The following is a 16,303-nucleotide window of genomic DNA, read 5'->3' on the forward strand; positions in this document are numbered from 1 at the left end:
GCGCTGCTGACCTAAGGAACATGAAATGGATCGCGTGCGAAATTTACTGGAACAGATCCAGAATCGCCTTGAAGACCTGAACAAGGCTGAACGCAAAGTCGCCGAAGTGATTCTGCTCAACCCGGAGCAGGCCACCCGGTTCAGCATTGCCGCCCTCGCCCAGGCCTCGAAGGTCAGCGAGCCGACGGTCAACCGTTTCTGCCGCTCGTTCGGCGTCAGCGGCTACCCGGAACTGAAACTGCAGCTGGCCCAGAGCCTGGCCAGTGGCGCGGCGTATGTCAGCCGGGCGGTTGAAGCCGATGACAATCCGGAAGCGTATACAAAAAAGATTTTCGGCAGCGCCATCGCCTCTTTGGACAGTGCGTTGCAGGCGCTTGACCCGAGCCTGATCAGCCGTGCCGTTGACTTGTTGATCCAGGCCCGGCAGATCCACTTCTTCGGCCTCGGCGCCTCGGCCCCGGTGGCGCTGGATGCCCAGCACAAGTTCTTCCGCTTCAACCTGGCCGTGACCGCCCATGCCGACGTGCTGATGCAACGCATGATTGCCTCGGTGGCCCACACCGGTGAGTTGTTCGTGATCATTTCCTACACCGGCCGCACCCGGGAACTGGTGGAAGTGGCGCGCATCGCCCGGGAAAACGGTGCTTCGGTGCTGGGCCTGACGGCCGAGGGTTCGCCGCTGGCCAAGGCCAGCACCTTGAGCCTGAACATCCCGTTGCCGGAAGACACCGACATCTACATGCCGATGACGTCACGGATCATTCAGCTGACCGTGCTCGATGTGCTCGCCACCGGCATGACCCTGCGCCGGGGCGTGGATTTCCAGCCGCATTTGCGCAAGATCAAAGAAAGCCTGAATGCCAGTCGGTATCCGATTGGGGATGAGTTTAATTAACTCGTACCGATCGTTCCCACGCTCTGCGTGGGAATGCCTCTAGGGACGCTCCGCGTCCAGTGACGCGGAGCGTCACGGGCTGCATTCCCACGCAGAGCGTGGGAACGATCAAGCGCAGAGCGTGGGAACGATCACCCGCGCCTGCAAACTCAAATGCGCCCGCTCCCCCGGTTCCAGGCACAGGCTGTCGGTGCCGCCGCTGGCCGCTTCCACACAAACAAACTCTAAAACCTCGTTCCAGCTCACGCCCAGCAACGGCCGCGAGCCGGGATGCCAGACCACCGTGTCTGCATGATCGCCGGTGTCGATGCACAATTGCCGCTGCCAGGCGTGGTCCTTGAGCTGCAATTCGCCGTCATGCTGGAACACTCGCTGACAACCGCCATCAACCCGCAACTCGCCTTCCTGCTGACAAACCTGGCGGCTCAACTGGTCGTAACCTTGCGCGCCATCGAGCCCAGACAGCGCTACCTCGCCCACATCACCAATACGCCAATAGGCATGCAACGCCTGGCTCAACTGGCACGGCATGTCGTCTTGATGCTCGGTGCTCAGGTGCAAATCCATGCGTTCGCCCAGATGCGCGTGCAAGTCCACTTGCCAGTCGCACAGCTGTAACTGCCAGTGCAGGTGCACGCCATCGTCATCAGCGCTGCTGTCGAGCAGTTTCCAGTCGAGCAAACGCGCCCACCCATGGGACGGCCAGGCGTTTTCGCTCGGATGACGGCCGTACCACGGCCAGCACACCGGCACACCGCCGCGAATCGCACCGACATGCGGCCACTTCGCCGCGCACCACAGCCAGGGTTTCTGCCCCTTTGGCTGGAAGTGCAGCAACTGCGCGCCCTGCCGACTGAACACCGCCTGACACAGCGGATGGTCGATCACCAGCACATCGCGCATCTGATAGCGCTCCCACGCAAACACCGGACGTTCGCGCAAGGATTTGAAGAAGCGTTGTAGCGGATGCTCAAGCATGTGCCACGGTCCTGAAAATCATTTTTCTACCTGATCATTCCCACGCTCTGCGTGGGAATGCATCCCGTGACGCTCTGCGTCACATACGATGGACGCAGAGCGTCCAGAGCGGCGTTACCACGCAGAGCGTGGGAACGATCTGTCCAAGGGGTGCGCTGCCCCCAAAAAAAAGCGGACAGCCATGGCCGTCCGCAAATATGCGCACATAGAGAGGAGCTTATCGCAACAGCGTTAGAACACCGACTGAATTTTCAGACCAGCCACCAGAGCGTTGTCGACTTCATCCACACCGCCCGGGTGAGTGATGTATTGCAGGTTAGGACGGACGGTCAGCCAGTTGGTAACGTGGAAGCCGTAGTTGATCTCGTAGTTGTACTCGGTGGAACGCAACGGCGAGAACAGCGGGTCTTCGTAGTCGGTGACACCATTGGCAGCGTTGACCAACTCGGCGTTTTTCTTCACGTCATCGTTGACATGGATACGGGCGAAACCGATTCCGACGTCGTCTTTAGGACGCGCATCGAACGGCCCCTTGTACACAAACATCAGCGACTGGTAGTTGTCGACGAAGTTGGTGTCCTTGTCGTGGAAGGTGGCGTTGGCGGCGATGTTCAGACCGCGTGAAGCATCACCGTTATGCGTGGTGAGTTGTTGCTGCGCCACGAACCAGTAGCCGTGCTTGCTATCGTGACTGCGATAGGCATTACCGCTGGTTGCCGCATCGTCGCCGTTGTCGTCTTTACGCACGTCATCGGCGTTGGCAGTGCTCTTGTAGTAACCGACACGGTATTCGCCCGGCAGGTTGTTGACCTTCGGCGACCAGACCAATTCAACCGGCAAGACGGTGCCCTCGGTACCACTGCCGCTGAGCTTGAAGCCGTTACCGTGCTCAAGTTGCGACGGGTTCTGGTTGTACGCGCCGATCTGCGCATAGAACTCGGGCGTGATGTTGTACTTCACGCGAACCGCTGCCTGCATGACCGGCCAGTTGTACCAGATGTTGGTTGCCCAGTTACCCGCTTGTGAACCGCAGAATGCCAGGTTCTGGAACTCGCAAGGGAAGGTGTTGAAGTCTTCGCCTTCGCCGAAGTAACCGGCCTTGACGTCCAGTTTACCGTCGAGAAACTGGTGCTTGATCCACAACTGGGTCAGACGGACCATGTGGCCACGGCCGTAGACTTCCTGGGAGGAACTCAAGGTGCCGGCACGCGGGTCGCCGACACGGTCATTGGAGATGTTCTGGCCGTTACGGTTGGTGAGCTGGATCTTCGCCTGGGTGTTATCCCAGCCCCACAGTTTTTCCAGGTCCAGCGCCACGCCCAAGCCAAACTGGTCGGCGTAACGCGCCGTCTTGTCGTCGTTGTAGCCGCCATGCAGGTTGGCGCCCACTTCACCAACGTAGTCGGCCTTGATGTCGATACCTTGCTCGATCAGCCTGGTCCGCTCGCCGCCCCAATCCCCGGTCATCCACTGCGAGTCGGCACTGAACGCGTCAGCCGCGTGCGCGCTACCGGCCATAGTCATCATCGCAAGAGCTGACAATTGGCAGATAAGCTGAGCGTTGTTCTTCTTCTTCATCCCTACATCCTCGTCTTTATTGTTATTAACTGTTTTTATCTAACGCGGTTTACATCGATTGCGACGCACGACAGTCCGGGCGCCACAGATCCCCCCTGTGGGAGCGAGCCTGTGGCGAGGGGGCTTGCCCCCGTTGGGGCGCGAAGCACCCCTGAAACCAGTCACCGCGATCCAGGATTAGAAAGCAGTGACCGGTTTACGACTGCTTCGCAGTCGAACGGGGGCAAGCCCCCTCGCCACAAAAGCCCATTCCCACATTTGATTCTTCAGCGGCCTTTGAACTGCGCCACGTTGGCGCTGTGAGCTTCGGTTTTCGGCAGGCCGGCCACCCCCAGGCGTTCACCGGTCTTGGCATCGAACAACAGCACTTTCGATGGATCGAATTGCAGGGTCAGGGTCTCGCCCACGGCCGGCGCGACGTCCGGTGCCAGGCGGCAGCAGACTTTGGTGTCGTTGAGGTTGACGAACACCAGGGTGTCGGGACCGGTCGGCTCGGTGACCTGCACTTCGGCACGAATGGTCGGCAAACCATTCGGCTCGCTACCCGCCAGCACGATCTGCTCCGGGCGCATGCCGAGGATCACTTCGCGGTCTTCGAGACCGGCATCCTGCATGCCCAGCGGCAATTCGCAGCGCGCCTGACCGCTGTCGAGCAGTGCCACCAGACGACCTTCCTTACGCTGCAACCGCAGAGGAATGAAGTTCATTGGTGGCGAACCGATGAAGCTCGCCACGAACAGGTTGGCCGGGTTGTTGTAGATGTCTTTCGGCGTGCCGAACTGCTGAATGATCCCGTCCTTCATCACCGCCACTTTGTCGCCCAGGGTCATGGCTTCGATCTGGTCGTGGGTCACGTAGACCGTGGTGGTTTTCAGACGCTGGTGCATCAGCTTCATTTCGGTGCGCATCTCGACCCGCAGCTTGGCGTCGAGGTTGGACAGCGGTTCGTCGAACAGGTAAATCTTCGGCCGCCGCGCCAGCGCCCGGCCCATGGCCACGCGCTGTTGTTGACCACCGGAAAGCTGGCCCGGCTTGCGGCTGAGCAGGTGTTCGATTTGCAGCAGCTTGGCCACGCGAGCGACTTCTTCGTCGATTTCGGCGGTGGGCATTTTGCGAATCTTCAGGCCGAACGCGATGTTGTCGCGCACGCTCATGGTCGGGTACAGCGCGTAGGACTGGAACACCATGGCGATGTCGCGATCTTTCGGGCTCATGCCGCTGATGTCGGCGTCGTCCACCAGGATCGCGCCGCCGCTGATGTTTTCAAGTCCTGCGATGCAGTTCATCAGCGTGGACTTACCACAGCCCGATGGACCGACCAGGATCAGGAACTCACCGTCATTGATCTTCAGTTCGATGTTTTTCAGGGTGTCCGGCAAACCGGCACCGTAGGTCTTGTTGACGTTGCGTAATTCGAGAGTTGCCATGTTCTACCCCTTGACCGCGCCGGACGTCAGCCCACGCAGGAAATACTTGCCAGCGAATATGTAGACCAGCAGTGTCGGCAGCCCGGCGATCATCGCGGCGGCCATATCAACGTTGTATTCCTTGGCCCCGGTGCTGGTGTTGACCAGGTTGTTCAGGGCCACGGTAATCGGCTGGGCATCGCCACTGGCGAAGACCACGCCGAACAGGAAGTCATTCCAGATCTGCGTGAACTGCCAGATCAGGCAGACCATCACGATCGGGATCGACATCGGCAGCAGGATCTTCCAGAAAATCGTGAAGAAGCCCGCGCCATCCAGCCGCGCCGCCTTGACCAGCGCATCCGGAATGCTCACGTAGTAGTTACGGAAGAACAGCGTGGTGAACGCCAGGCCGTAGACCACGTGCACCAGCACCAGGCCCGTGGTGGTGTTGGCCAGGCCGATCTTGCCGAGGGTGAACGAGGCTGGCAGCAGCACGGTCTGGAACGGCAGGAAGCAGCCGAACAACAACAGGCCGAAGAACAGTTGCGAACCACGGAAGCGCCACATCGACAGTACGTAGCCGTTCATGGCACCGATGAACGTAGAGATCAGTACCGCCGGCACAGTAATTTTCACCGAGTTCCAGAAGTAGCTGCCGACACTGTCCCAGGCCTTGATCCAGCCGATGCCATCAATCACTTGCGGCCAGCTCAACAGGTTGCCGGTGCGGATGTCTTCCGGGGATTTGAAACTGGTCAGCAGCATCACCACCAGCGGGACCAGATAGATCGCCGCAGCCAACAGCAACGTTGCGTAGATCGCGATGCGGCTGAAGCTGATACCCGGTTTGCCAAGTTGATTACTCATGGCGTTTGCCTCGCAATTCGGAGTACAGGTACGGCACCAGAATCGCCAGGATCGCGCCGAGCATCATCATCGCGCTCGCCGAACCAATGCCCATCTGGCCACGGCTGAAAGTGAAGGAGTACATGAACATCGCCGGCAGGTCAGACGAGTAGCCCGGGCCACCCGCGGTCATTGCCGCCACCAGGTCGAAGCTCTTGATCGCGATGTGCGCCAGGATCATGAAAGCGCTGAAGAACACCGGGCGCAGGCTCGGCAATACGATCTTCAGGTAGATGGTCGGCAGGCTCGCACCGTCGACTTGCGCCGCGCGGATGATCGATTGATCGACGCCACGCAGGCCGGCCAGGAACATCGCCATCACAAACCCGGAGGCTTGCCACACGGCGGCAATCACCAGGCAATACACCACGCGATCCTGATCCACCAGCCAGTCGAGACGGAAGCCTTCCCAGCCCCAGTCACGCAGCATTTTGTCCAGACCCAGGCCTGGGTTGAGCAGCCATTTCCACGCGGTACCGGTGACAATCATCGAGAGCGCCATCGGGTACAGGTAAACGGTGCGGATGAAGCCTTCCTTGCGAATGCGCTGATCCAGCAGCACCGCGAGGAACACCCCCAGCACCAGGCTGATGCCGATGAACATGCCGCCGAACACCGCGAGGTTCTTGCTCGCGACCCACCAGCGATCGTTGTCCATCAGGCGGATGTATTGCTGCAGGCCAACCCACTTGTAGCTCGGCATGAAACTGGAGTTGGTGAAGGACAGAACGAATGTCCAGATGATGTAACCGTAAAAACCAACCAGGACGATCAGCATGCTTGGCGCCAAAACCAGTTTGGGGAGCCAGCGCTGCAATGCGTCGAACGGTGAGGCTTTGCTGAAAACCGCCACAGAGCTCATCGGGATAATCCAGTTGAAGAGGAATGAAATCGGCACGGCGATCCCTTGTGGGAGCGGGCTTCTGTGGGAGCTGGCTTGCCTGCGATGGCATCAACTCGGTTTGAAGCTAAACCGAATCGCCTGCATCGCGGGCAAGCCTGACTCCCACATAAACCCATTCCCACAGGGGTAACGCGGCGTCAGGGATTACTGGGCGGCTTTGACAGCCGAGGCCAGTTGCGCGCTGGCCTTGGCCGGGTCAGCGTTCTTGTCGTTCATGAAGTTGGTCACCACATCAAAGATCGCGCCCTGTACGGCCAGGGACGTGGCCATGTTGTGCGCCATGCTCGGTTGCAGGCCGCCAGTTTTCTCGTCAGCCAGGAAATCCTTGGCGGAGGCTTGAGCGCAAGAATCGAAGCCCAGCGCGCTCATGTCGTTAAGCATGTCGGTACGCACCGGGATTGAGCCTTTGTTGATGCTGAAGACTTTCTGGAAGTCTTTGCCCAGAGCGACCTTGGCCAGGTCTTGCTGGGCGGCGATGTCGCCTTTGCGATCGGCTTTGAGCTTGAACACGGCCATCGAGTCGATGTTGTAGGTGAAGGCTTTTTCAGTGCCCGGGAACGGCACGCACTGATAGTCCTTGCCTGCGACTTTCTTCGCGGCGGTCCATTCGCTCTTGGCCCAGTCGCCCATCATCTGCATGCCGGCCTTGCCGTTGATGACGTCGGCTGCGGCGATGTTCCAGTCACGACCGGCGCGGTTCGGGTCCATGTAGCCGGTGACTTTTTTCAGCTCGGTGAAGGCCTTGGCCATCTCAGGCCCCGAGAGGGTTTTCTGGTCCAGGTCGACCAGGGCTTTCTTGTAACCATCTGCGCCCATGACCGAGAGCACCACGTCTTCAAACACGGTGCTGTCCTGCCACGGCTGGCCACCGTGGGCAAGCGCAATGAAGCCGGCGGCTTTGAGCTTGTCGCCAGCGGCATAGAATTCTTCGAGGGTGGTTGGCGCTTTGTCGATCCCGGCTTTCTTGAAGACTTCCGGGTTGATCCACAGCCAGTTGACGCGGTGGATGTTCACCGGCACGGCGACGTAATCGCCTTCGTATTTCACGGTGTCGGAGACTTTCTTGATCAGCAGGTTATCCCAGCCTTCGGACTTGGAAACCTCTTTGAGGGTGTCGGTGCTGAGCAGGCCAGTGCTGCCCCACTCCTGGATGTCCGGCCCCTTGATCTGGGCAACGCCCGGCGGGTTACCGGCCACGGCGCGGCTTTTGAGTACGGTCATGGCCGTGGAGCCGCCACCGCCGGCAACTGCGCCGTCCTTCCAGGTGAAACCGTCTTTTTCGACTTGGGCCTTGAGCACATCGACGGCTGCTTTTTCACCACCAGACGTCCACCAGTGAACGACTTCCACCGAACCTTTGGCATCGGCGGCAAGGGCACTGACGGGGAATGCAGCAACAGGAAGCAGTGAAGCGAGAGAAATGACAGTAGCGAGGCGAGAAATCGCATTCATCTAGTAGTACCTTTCTTGTTGTTATGCATGCAAGTCTGGTGCTTGCGCTGCATAGGATTCTAAACAGGGGATGCCCCTTCGCAGGTAACGAAGGGACGCGCGAATGTCACCACATGGTTACACAGCAACGCTCTGGGACAACTGCGCCAGTGCACTCGCCATGCTCGGCGCCAGTGGCAGGCGCGGGATCAAAACGGCTTGCCAGGCGTGATACAGGTCGGGTTTGCCGGCCCAGATATCGGCGCTCGGACGGTTCAGCGGATCGAGTTCATGGTGCCAACTGCCATCGCAACGGTCGATGAAATGACTGTCACAGAATTCCCAGAACAGTCGGTACCAGCGCTCGTATTGCTCATCACCGGTGCGTTTGAGCAGCGCACTGGCGGCGGCACTGGCTTCGGCGTGGGTCCAATGCAGGCGATGGCGAACCACCGCACGGTTATCCCAATCGAGGGTGTAGACAATGCCCGGCGCGCCGTCGACATCCCAACCGTGACGGCAATTGTGCTCGAAGAGTTTTTGCGCATCGGTTGCCAGCCAGCCCGGTGTGAGTATCCCGGCCTGCACCCGCGCCGCTTCAAGATGCAGCAACAGCCGCGCCCATTCGAAACCATGGCCCGGCGTGGTGCCGTAAGGGCGGAAACCGTCAGCCGGGTTGTCGTGGTTGTAGTCGCGCAACGGCTGCCAGTCGCGGTCGAAATGCTCGACCACCAGATAATCATTGGCCGCGGCATGATCATGAATGACGCGCTCGACGATGCGCTGGGCGCGAATCAGCCAGCGGTTGTCGGCGGTGACATCGGCCAGGGCGAGGAAGGCTTCGGTGGCGTGCATGTTGCTGTTCGCGCCGCGATAGGCTTCCTCGACGCTCCAGTCGCGGTTGAAGGATTCGCGCATGGCGCCCTCCTCCTCGCTCCAGAAATGACTGTCGATGATGTGGATTGCATCGTCCAGCAGCGCTTGTGCGCCGGGGCGCTGGGCGACCACCGCAGAACTCGCAGCCAATGCCACGAAGGCATGCAGGTAAGCGGCTTTGCCGGTATTGCCGTCGCGGTGTTCGGGCGTGGCGAACCAGCCACCGTGTTCGGCATCACGCAGCGGCCCGCTGAGGGCCTGGATGCCGTGATCCACCAGCTCGGCGAAACCCGGCAGGCCCTGGATGTGGGCCATGGCGAAGCTGTGGGTCATGCGCGCGGTGTTCATGGTTTCAGCTTGCGCGTTGGCCGCCAAGCGACCCTTTTCATCGAGATTGCCGAAGCCTTCGGCAAGCTTTGCAGCCTTGGCGAATGCCAGCAGGCGCAGGCCTTCGGCGGCGAGCCATTGCTGATGGGCAGGCGCGTTCAGCCAACTGCTGAAGGCGGGTTGGAAGGTGTCCATGGGAAGACCTTTTTTGTTGTTATGACTGGGGGCAGTCTAAACAACGGGCGGTGGCGGGCAGGTAACGAAGGGGGCGAGTTATGTCACCGAGTTGTGACATTTCCCCTGATTTTGAGGTGAGTGATGTGTTGTGGCGAGGGAGCTTGCTCCCGTTGGACTGCGCAGCAGTCCCATTCTTTTCAGGGATAAGGGGGGCCGCTCCGCGCCCCAGCGGGAGCAAGCTCCCTCGCCACAGGGGCGGTGTCAATCCACCGATCGCGGCAACTGCAACGTCACCCGCAACCCGCCTTCACGCAGGTTTTGCAGGCTGACTTCACCGCCATGGCTATGGGCAATGTTGCGCGCAATCCCCAGCCCCAAGCCATAACCCTGCTGCTGTCCGGCCAAGCGGAAGTGCGGTTCGAACACCTGCTCCAGACGCTGCTCCGGCACGCCCGGCCCTTCATCATCGACATGCAGGACAAACGCGCTCTCATCGTCATCGATGTGCAAATGCGCGTTCTGCCCATATTTCAAGGCGTTGTCGATCAGGTTGCCGATGCAACGCTTGAGCGCCAGCGGCTTGCCGGGATACGGCGCCAGCGCCCGGCCATGCTGGGTCACGCGACCATTGCCGTTGGGCGCCAGATACGGTTCCACCAGACAGTCGAGCACATGATTGAGATCCACCGGCTCGATGTTCTCGTGGATGTCGGTGTCTTTCACGCATTGCAGCGCGCCCTTGACCAGCAACTCCAGCTCATCCAGATCACGGCCGAACTTGGCTTGCAGTTTTTCGTCTTCAAGCAATTCCACCCGCAATCGCAGCCGGGTAATCGGCGTGCGCAAGTCATGGGAAATCGCGCTGAACAACTGGCTGCGTTCAGTCAGGTAACGGCTGATGCGCTCACGCATCGCGTTGAAGGCGCGACCCACTTCCACCACTTCACTGCCGCCACCCTCGGCCACCGGTTCGACTTCAGCACCCAGAGACATGTCCCGCGCCGCCCGCGCCAATCGCTTGAGTGGTCGGCTCTGCCAGTGCACCAAGAGGCCGATGAACAGCAGCAGGAAACCGCTGGTGAGCACGATGAACCAGACCTGCTGCGCCGGCAGGCCTTGTTCCTCAAGACTGGTGTAGGGCTCGGGCAACAGGGAGGCGATGTACAGCCATTCCCCCGGTGCCATCTGGATTTGCGTGACCAGCACCGGTGGGTTCACCGGCTCCAGGGTCAACGCGTAATGCGCCCAGGAGCGCGGCAACTCATCGAGTTTCAGGCCGCCATTGAAAATCCGCAGGTCTTCGGGGCTGACGAAGGTCACCGAGATGTCGGTGTCCTGGCCCAGCGACTGGCGCAGCACTTCGTCCACCGCTTTGAGCACCGCTGCTTTGCGCGGGGTGATCGGCAGCACTTCCATGCCCAGTGGTTTGTCGTTGAGGGTCACCACGAACCGGGTGCCGCCCATGCTGCGCAATTGATCGAGCACCAGCGGCCTGAACGCCACCGGTAATGAACGGAAATAACTGACGCTGGCCGTCATCGAATGGGCCAGGCTGCGGGCGCTGGTGACCAGGCCTTCGAGCTGCGTGGCGCGCAATTGCGACACCCAGATGACGCTCGACAGTGTCTGGGCGAACAGCACCGCCAGCAGGGTCAGCAGCAACATGCGCCCGAGCAGCGAGCGCGGTACCGGCACCCGCCCGGCGAGCTTGCGCAGGAACTCAGTGGCCATTGCTGGCAACCACGTTGGCTGCCAGTTGGTAGCCGCTGCCCCGCACGGTACGGATCAGCCGTGGCGGTTTTTCGGTATCGCGCAGGCGCTGGCGCAAACGGCTGACCGCCATGTCGACGATGCGATCGAGCGGCATCAGGTCACGGCCACGGGTAGCGTTGCCGATGGTGTCGCGATCGAGGATTTCCTGAGGGTGATCGAGGAACAGTTTCAGCAGCGCGAAATCGGCGCCCGAAAGAATCACTTCCTCGCCGTCGATATGGAACAGCCGATGGCTGACCATGTCCAGCCGCCAATCATCGAAGGCCAGCACTTCACTGCCGGAACGCTCCTGACCGAACTGCGCGCGGCGCAACAAGGCTTTGATGCGCGCCTGCAATTCACGGGGGCTGAAGGGTTTGCCGAGGTAGTCGTCTGCGCCCAGTTCCAGGCCGATGACACGGTCGGCCTCGTCGGAACTGGCGGTGAGCATGATGATCGGCACATGGGCCTGACGCGGGTGCTGGCGGATCCAGCGGCAGAGGCTGAACCCGTCTTCGTCCGGCAGCATCACGTCGAGTATTACCAGATCGCTCGGCGCCTCGTTCAAGGCCTGACGAAAGCCTGCACCATCGGGCGTGGTACGGACCTGGAAACCGGCGCGGGTCAGGTAGGTGTCCAGCAACTCGCGTATCTCTTGATCGTCATCGACCAACAAAATCGACTTGTTGACTGAGCTCACGGGGCGGCGTCCTTGTTGTTTGAATTAGGTGGATTATGCCTTAAGCGCGAAATCTACAAACACCGCAGAACCAATTGTGGGAACGGACCTGTGGCGAGGGGGCTTGCCCCCGTTTGAGTGCGCAGCACTCACAAGATCTTTGGTGCATCAGAGATTTTGGGGCTGCTGCGCAGCCCAACGGGGGCAAGCCCCCTCGCCACAGGCCCGCTCCCACATTTGATTGCATTTCAGGCTGGAATGGATTGCTCCAGCGCCACTCCCGCACCCACCAACCCGGAATACGGCGCAGTGACGAGCCACACCGGAATGCCTGTGAAGTAATCGCTCATGCAACCCTTGTCGGCGAAGCAGCGGGCGAAACCGCTTTCGATGAAGAAATCGGCAAACCGTGGAATCACCCCGCCGACGATGTACACACCTCCCCGTGCACCGGTGGTCAGCACGTTGTTGCCAGCCACGCGACCGAGCCAGCAGCAGAACTGCTCGAGCACTTCCAGGGCAATCGGATCACCCGCCAGCCCGGCCTTTGTAATCGCCTCAGGCGTGTCGAGCACAGGCGTGTGACCGTCCACTGCGCAGATCGCCCGGTAGACCCGCGGCAAACCACTGCCGCTCAACGCCGTTTCAGCGCTGACATGGCCGATCTCATTGAAGATCTGTTGCCACAGTTGGGTTTCTCGCGGGCTGCTCAGTGGCAGGTCGACGTGACCGCCCTCCCCCGGCAGCGGGGCAAAACGGCCCTCGCCCAGATCGAGCAAGGTGCCCACGCCCAGGCCAGTGCCCGGGCCGATCACCACCGCCGGACGCAACGGTTCCGGCGTGCCCTCGCAGACCACCCGAAATTCACCCGGTTGCAAGCGGGTCATGCCCAGGGCCATCGCCGAAAAATCGTTGATCAACAGCAGTTGATCCACCTGCAAGGTCTTGCAGAACCCCTGGCGACTGAGCCGCCAATGATTGTTGGTGAACTTGAATTCATCCCCGCTCACGGGGCCTGCCACAGACAGGCACACCGAACCGATCGAACCCGGCGCCAGACCGAGGCCGCTCAGGTAGAGCGCAATCGCCTCCTCCGGGCTGGCGTGGTCTGCCGTCGCCAGCACCTGGACCGATTCCAGCTGCTGGTTTTTCCACAACGCGAAACGTGCGTTGGTGCCACCGATGTCACCGACCAGAGCCAGTTTCAATTAAGCGTCTCCAGGGCAGAAGTAAAGGCGCTGGCGCCTTGCTCTGCGGAGCTGAAGGCCATGCGCATGAAACCAAACAGTTCGCGACCGCTGCCAATGTTGTTGCCCAACAGACCCTTGGCAGGTTCGCGCGCTGCGAATTCTTCGGCGTCCACCTTAAGCTCCAGGGTGCCTTTGACGCCATCGACGCGGATGATATCGCCCTCTTGCACCCGCGCCAAAGCGCCGCCCACATAAGCTTCGGGGCTGACGTGGATCGCCGCCGGGATTTTCCCCGAGGCGCCGGACATACGCCCGTCAGTCACCAACGCGACTTTGAAACCGCGATCCTGCAGCACGCCGAGGAACGGCGTCATCTTGTGCAGCTCCGGCATGCCATTGGAACGCGGTCCCTGGAAGCGCATCACCGCGACAAAATCCTTCTCGAGCAAACCGGCCTTGAACGCATCGGCCAGGTCCTGTTGATCCTGGAACACCATGGCCGGTGCTTCGACGACCTGGTTTTCCAAAGCGACCGCCGAGACCTTCATCACGCCACGGCCGAGGTTGCCTTCCATTACGCGCAAGCCACCCTCTGGCGAGAATGCGCGAGCGACCGGACGCAGGATGGTTTCGTCGAGGCTTTCGATCGGGCCTTCGCGCCAGACCAGCTCGCCGTTTTCGAGGAACGGTTCCATGGTGTAGCGGCTCAGGCCGTGGCCCAGCACCGTGTTGACGTTTTCGTGGAGCAGGCCGGCTTCCAGCAGTTCGCGGATCAGGAACGACATGCCGCCCGCCGCCTGGAAGTGGTTGATGTCGGCTTTGCCGTTCGGGTACACGTGGCTCAGGGTCGGCACCACCTCGGAGAGGTCGGCCATGTCCTGCCAGGTCAACTGAATGCCCGCGGCCATGGCGATGGCTGGCATGTGCAGGGTGTGGTTGGTCGAACCGCCGGTGGCGTGCAGGGCCACGATGGAGTTGACCAGCGAACGCTCGTCGACGATTTCGCCGATCGGCATGAAGTCGCCGTTCTGCTTGGTCAAGCGGGTGACCTGGTGCGCCGCTTCGCGGGTCAGGGCATCGCGCAACGGGGTGTTCGGGTTGACGAAAGAGGCGCCTGGCAAGTGCAGGCCCATGACTTCCATCAGCAACTGGTTGGTGTTGGCGGTGCCGTAGAAAGTGCAGGTGCCAGGGCTGTGATAGGACTTCATCTCCGATTCCAGCAGCTCTTCGCGCGTCGCCTTGCCTTCGGCGTAGCGCTGACGCACATCGGCTTTCTGCTTGTTGGAGATGCCCGAAACCATCGGCCCGCCCGGCACGAAAATCGTCGGCAGATGACCGAACCGCAACGCGCCCATCATCAGGCCCGGCACGATCTTGTCGCAGATGCCGAGCATCAACGCGCCGTCGAACATGTTGTGGGACAGCGCCACAGCAGTGGACAACGCGATCACTTCGCGGCTCGGCAGGCTCAGTTCCATGCCCGGCTCGCCCTGGGTCACGCCATCGCACATCGCGGGGGTGCCGCCAGCGAACTGGCCGACGGAGCCGATTTCGCGCAGGGCTTTTTTGATCTGTTCCGGGAAGACTTCGTACGGCTGGTGCGCCGAGAGCATGTCGTTATATGACGAAACTATGGCGATGTTGGCGGAGTTCATCATCCGCAGGCTGTGCTTGTCGTCGCTGCCACACCCGGCTACGCCATGGGCGAAGTTGGCGCATTGCAGCTTGCCGCGCATTGGGCCGTCGCTGGCGGCGCCGCGGATCAATGCAAGGTAAGCCTCACGCGTGGTGCGGCTGCGGGCGATAAGCCGTTCGGTGACCTCAAGGACGCGGGGATGCATGTGTAGAACTCCAGGCTAACGGATGTGGCGACCTGATTGTCTATGCTGACCAAGTACCGCTGTGATCGGGGTGACAGACGGTTTTCTTGATCATTCGGACCAGTTGATTCAGGTCACTCGTTGTAGATAAAACAAAATATTGCCACTAAAAAGGCTTGTTTTCTATTTTTTTGCGAATAATCTTGTAATTCCAACAACAAAACGACGGCGGCGCTGTAAATGACTCTTCGAATTGCAATCAATGGTTTTGGCCGTATCGGCCGTAATGTCCTGCGCGCACTGTATACCCAAGGCTATCGTCAGGATCTGCAGATCGTAGCGATCAACGACCTGGGCGACAGCTCGATGAATGCTCATCTGCTCAAGTACGACACCGTTCACGGCACATTCGATGCCGATGTCCAGCACGATCAGGAAAGCCTGACCGTCAACGGCGACCGTATTTCGGTCAGCGCCATTCGCAACCCGGCCGAACTGCCTTGGGCCGCGGAAAAGGTCGACGTCGTGTTCGAATGCACCGGTCTGTTCACCGACCGTGCCAAAGCCGCCGCGCATATTACGGCCGGCGCGCGCAAAGTGATCATCTCGGCCCCGGCCAAAGGCGCCGACGCCACCGTGGTTTATGGGGTTAACCACGACATTCTGCGCCAATCGCACCAGATCATTTCCAACGCCTCGTGCACCACCAACTGCCTGGCCCCGGTGGCCCAGGTGCTGCACCGCGAGCTGGGCATCGAAAGCGGTCTGATGACCACCATCCATGCCTACACCAACGACCAGAACCTGACCGACGTCTATCACACCGACCCGTACCGCGCCCGTTCCGCCACCCAGAACATGATCCCGAGCAAGACCGGCGCCGCTGAAGCGGTAGGCCTGGTGCTGCCGGAACTGGCGGGCAAACTGACCGGCATGGCGGTGCGTGTTCCGGTGATCAACGTGTCGCTGGTGGACCTGACCGTGCAGCTCAAGCGTGAAGCGTCGGCCGATGAAGTCAACGCGATGCTCAAACAAGCCAGCCAGCACTCGAAGATTCTCGGCTACAACACCCTGCCGCTGGTTTCCAGCGACTTCAACCACAACCCGCTGTCGTCGATCTTCGACGCCAACCACACCAAGTCCAGCGGCAAGCTGCTCAAAGTGCTGGCCTGGTACGACAACGAATGGGGCTTCTCCAACCGCATGCTCGATAACTGCCTGGCGCTCTGCAACGCAGAATAAACAGCTGCGTCGACGCGGCCCCCGTAGGAGCTGCCGCAGGCTGCGATATTTTGATCTTGATCTTCTCCGGATCGCTGAAAATCAGGATCAAAAGATCGCAGCCTTCGGCAGCTCCTACGCGGCGCATTACGCCTGGGAG

13 protein-coding genes are annotated in these 16,303 nt (G+C 60.5%); 2 read left to right on the plus strand and 11 right to left on the minus strand.

Translation table 11 applies throughout. From position 1 onward, the window contains the following. Nucleotides 1-34: 34 nt before the first annotated feature. Nucleotides 35-895, plus strand: a complete 861-nt coding sequence (locus tag ACZ9IM_RS10305) for a MurR/RpiR family transcriptional regulator (RefSeq protein WP_177319492.1) — start codon at nt 35-37, stop codon at nt 893-895. 108 nt (nt 896-1,003) lie between these two features. On the opposite strand, the gene ACZ9IM_RS10310 is transcribed toward ACZ9IM_RS10305, so the two are convergent. The 11 genes from ACZ9IM_RS10310 to edd all read right to left on the minus strand — a co-directional run bounded on the left by ACZ9IM_RS10310 (nt 1,004) and on the right by edd (nt 14,943). After that, nucleotides 1,004-1,873 carry a D-hexose-6-phosphate mutarotase gene (locus ACZ9IM_RS10310; RefSeq protein ID WP_427628286.1) on the minus strand — a complete coding sequence of 290 codons (870 nt, stop codon included), beginning with the start codon at nt 1,871-1,873 and terminating at the stop codon, nt 1,004-1,006. A gap of 231 nt (nt 1,874-2,104) precedes the next feature. Further along, entirely contained in the window at nt 2,105-3,451 is a 1,347-nt protein-coding gene (locus ACZ9IM_RS10315) for a carbohydrate porin (protein WP_218397890.1), read from the minus strand. A gap of 266 nt (nt 3,452-3,717) precedes the next feature. Further along, entirely contained in the window at nt 3,718-4,878 is a 1,161-nt protein-coding gene (locus ACZ9IM_RS10320) for an ABC transporter ATP-binding protein (RefSeq protein WP_007902371.1), read from the minus strand. Nucleotides 4,879-4,881: 3 nt separating this feature from the next. Beyond that, nucleotides 4,882-5,727 carry a carbohydrate ABC transporter permease gene (locus tag ACZ9IM_RS10325; RefSeq protein ID WP_102616685.1) on the minus strand — a complete coding sequence of 282 codons (846 nt, stop codon included), beginning with the start codon at nt 5,725-5,727 and terminating at the stop codon, nt 4,882-4,884. Beyond that, complete coding sequence (locus tag ACZ9IM_RS10330) at nt 5,720-6,628, minus strand: carbohydrate ABC transporter permease (RefSeq protein ID WP_007902369.1); 909 nt, start codon at nt 6,626-6,628, stop codon at nt 5,720-5,722. The genes ACZ9IM_RS10325 and ACZ9IM_RS10330 overlap by 8 nt, the downstream gene beginning before the upstream one ends. 186 nt (nt 6,629-6,814) lie before the next feature. Next, entirely contained in the window at nt 6,815-8,122 is a 1,308-nt protein-coding gene (locus tag ACZ9IM_RS10335) for an ABC transporter substrate-binding protein (protein ID WP_218397894.1), read from the minus strand. Nucleotides 8,123-8,239: 117 nt separating this feature from the next. Then, nucleotides 8,240-9,499 carry a D-mannose isomerase gene (locus tag ACZ9IM_RS10340; RefSeq protein ID WP_476223835.1) on the minus strand — a complete coding sequence of 420 codons (1,260 nt, stop codon included), beginning with the start codon at nt 9,497-9,499 and terminating at the stop codon, nt 8,240-8,242. Between the two features lie 243 nt (nt 9,500-9,742). Then, complete coding sequence (locus ACZ9IM_RS10345; protein WP_192343885.1) at nt 9,743-11,212, minus strand: ATP-binding protein; 1,470 nt, start codon at nt 11,210-11,212, stop codon at nt 9,743-9,745. Further along, entirely contained in the window at nt 11,202-11,933 is a 732-nt protein-coding gene (locus ACZ9IM_RS10350) for a response regulator (protein WP_008006907.1), read from the minus strand. Before ACZ9IM_RS10350 ends, ACZ9IM_RS10345 begins: the two co-directional genes overlap by 11 nt. Before the next feature lie 227 nt (nt 11,934-12,160). Next, on the minus strand, nt 12,161-13,120 hold the full coding sequence (locus tag ACZ9IM_RS10355; protein ID WP_476223836.1) for a glucokinase: 960 nt from the start codon (nt 13,118-13,120) through the stop codon (nt 12,161-12,163). Further along, the gene (gene edd / locus ACZ9IM_RS10360; protein ID WP_008072944.1) at nt 13,117-14,943 is read right to left on the minus strand and encodes a phosphogluconate dehydratase; all 1,827 of its coding nucleotides are present in this window, start codon (nt 14,941-14,943) and stop codon (nt 13,117-13,119) included. Before edd ends, ACZ9IM_RS10355 begins: the two co-directional genes overlap by 4 nt. A 219-nt stretch (nt 14,944-15,162) precedes the next feature. Here edd and gap point away from each other — a divergent pair, with 219 nt between their 5' ends. Beyond that, complete coding sequence (gene gap / locus ACZ9IM_RS10365; RefSeq protein WP_008013978.1) at nt 15,163-16,164, plus strand: type I glyceraldehyde-3-phosphate dehydrogenase; 1,002 nt, start codon at nt 15,163-15,165, stop codon at nt 16,162-16,164. Nucleotides 16,165-16,303 lie beyond the last annotated feature (139 nt).

The organism is Pseudomonas sp. TE12508 (assembly GCF_056279485.1).

What these genes read in the sequence shown, in the direction of transcription:
- ACZ9IM_RS10320 (WP_007902371.1), bottom strand. Translation starts at nt 4,878, where the DNA reads ATGGCAACTCTCGAATTACGCAACGTCAACAAGACCTACGGTGCCGGT.
- ACZ9IM_RS10340 (WP_476223835.1), bottom strand. Translation starts at nt 9,499, where the DNA reads ATGGACACCTTCCAACCCGCCTTCAGCAGTTGGCTGAACGCGCCTGCC.
- ACZ9IM_RS10325 (WP_102616685.1), bottom strand. Translation starts at nt 5,727, where the DNA reads ATGAGTAATCAACTTGGCAAACCGGGTATCAGCTTCAGCCGCATCGCG.
- edd (WP_008072944.1), bottom strand. Translation starts at nt 14,943, where the DNA reads ATGCATCCCCGCGTCCTTGAGGTCACCGAACGGCTTATCGCCCGCAGC.
- ACZ9IM_RS10345 (WP_192343885.1), bottom strand. Translation starts at nt 11,212, where the DNA reads ATGGCCACTGAGTTCCTGCGCAAGCTCGCCGGGCGGGTGCCGGTACCG.
- gap (WP_008013978.1), top strand. Translation starts at nt 15,163, where the DNA reads ATGACTCTTCGAATTGCAATCAATGGTTTTGGCCGTATCGGCCGTAAT.
- ACZ9IM_RS10310 (WP_427628286.1), bottom strand. Translation starts at nt 1,873, where the DNA reads ATGCTTGAGCATCCGCTACAACGCTTCTTCAAATCCTTGCGCGAACGT.
- ACZ9IM_RS10330 (WP_007902369.1), bottom strand. Translation starts at nt 6,628, where the DNA reads ATGAGCTCTGTGGCGGTTTTCAGCAAAGCCTCACCGTTCGACGCATTG.
- ACZ9IM_RS10335 (WP_218397894.1), bottom strand. Translation starts at nt 8,122, where the DNA reads ATGAATGCGATTTCTCGCCTCGCTACTGTCATTTCTCTCGCTTCACTG.
- ACZ9IM_RS10315 (WP_218397890.1), bottom strand. Translation starts at nt 3,451, where the DNA reads ATGAAGAAGAAGAACAACGCTCAGCTTATCTGCCAATTGTCAGCTCTT.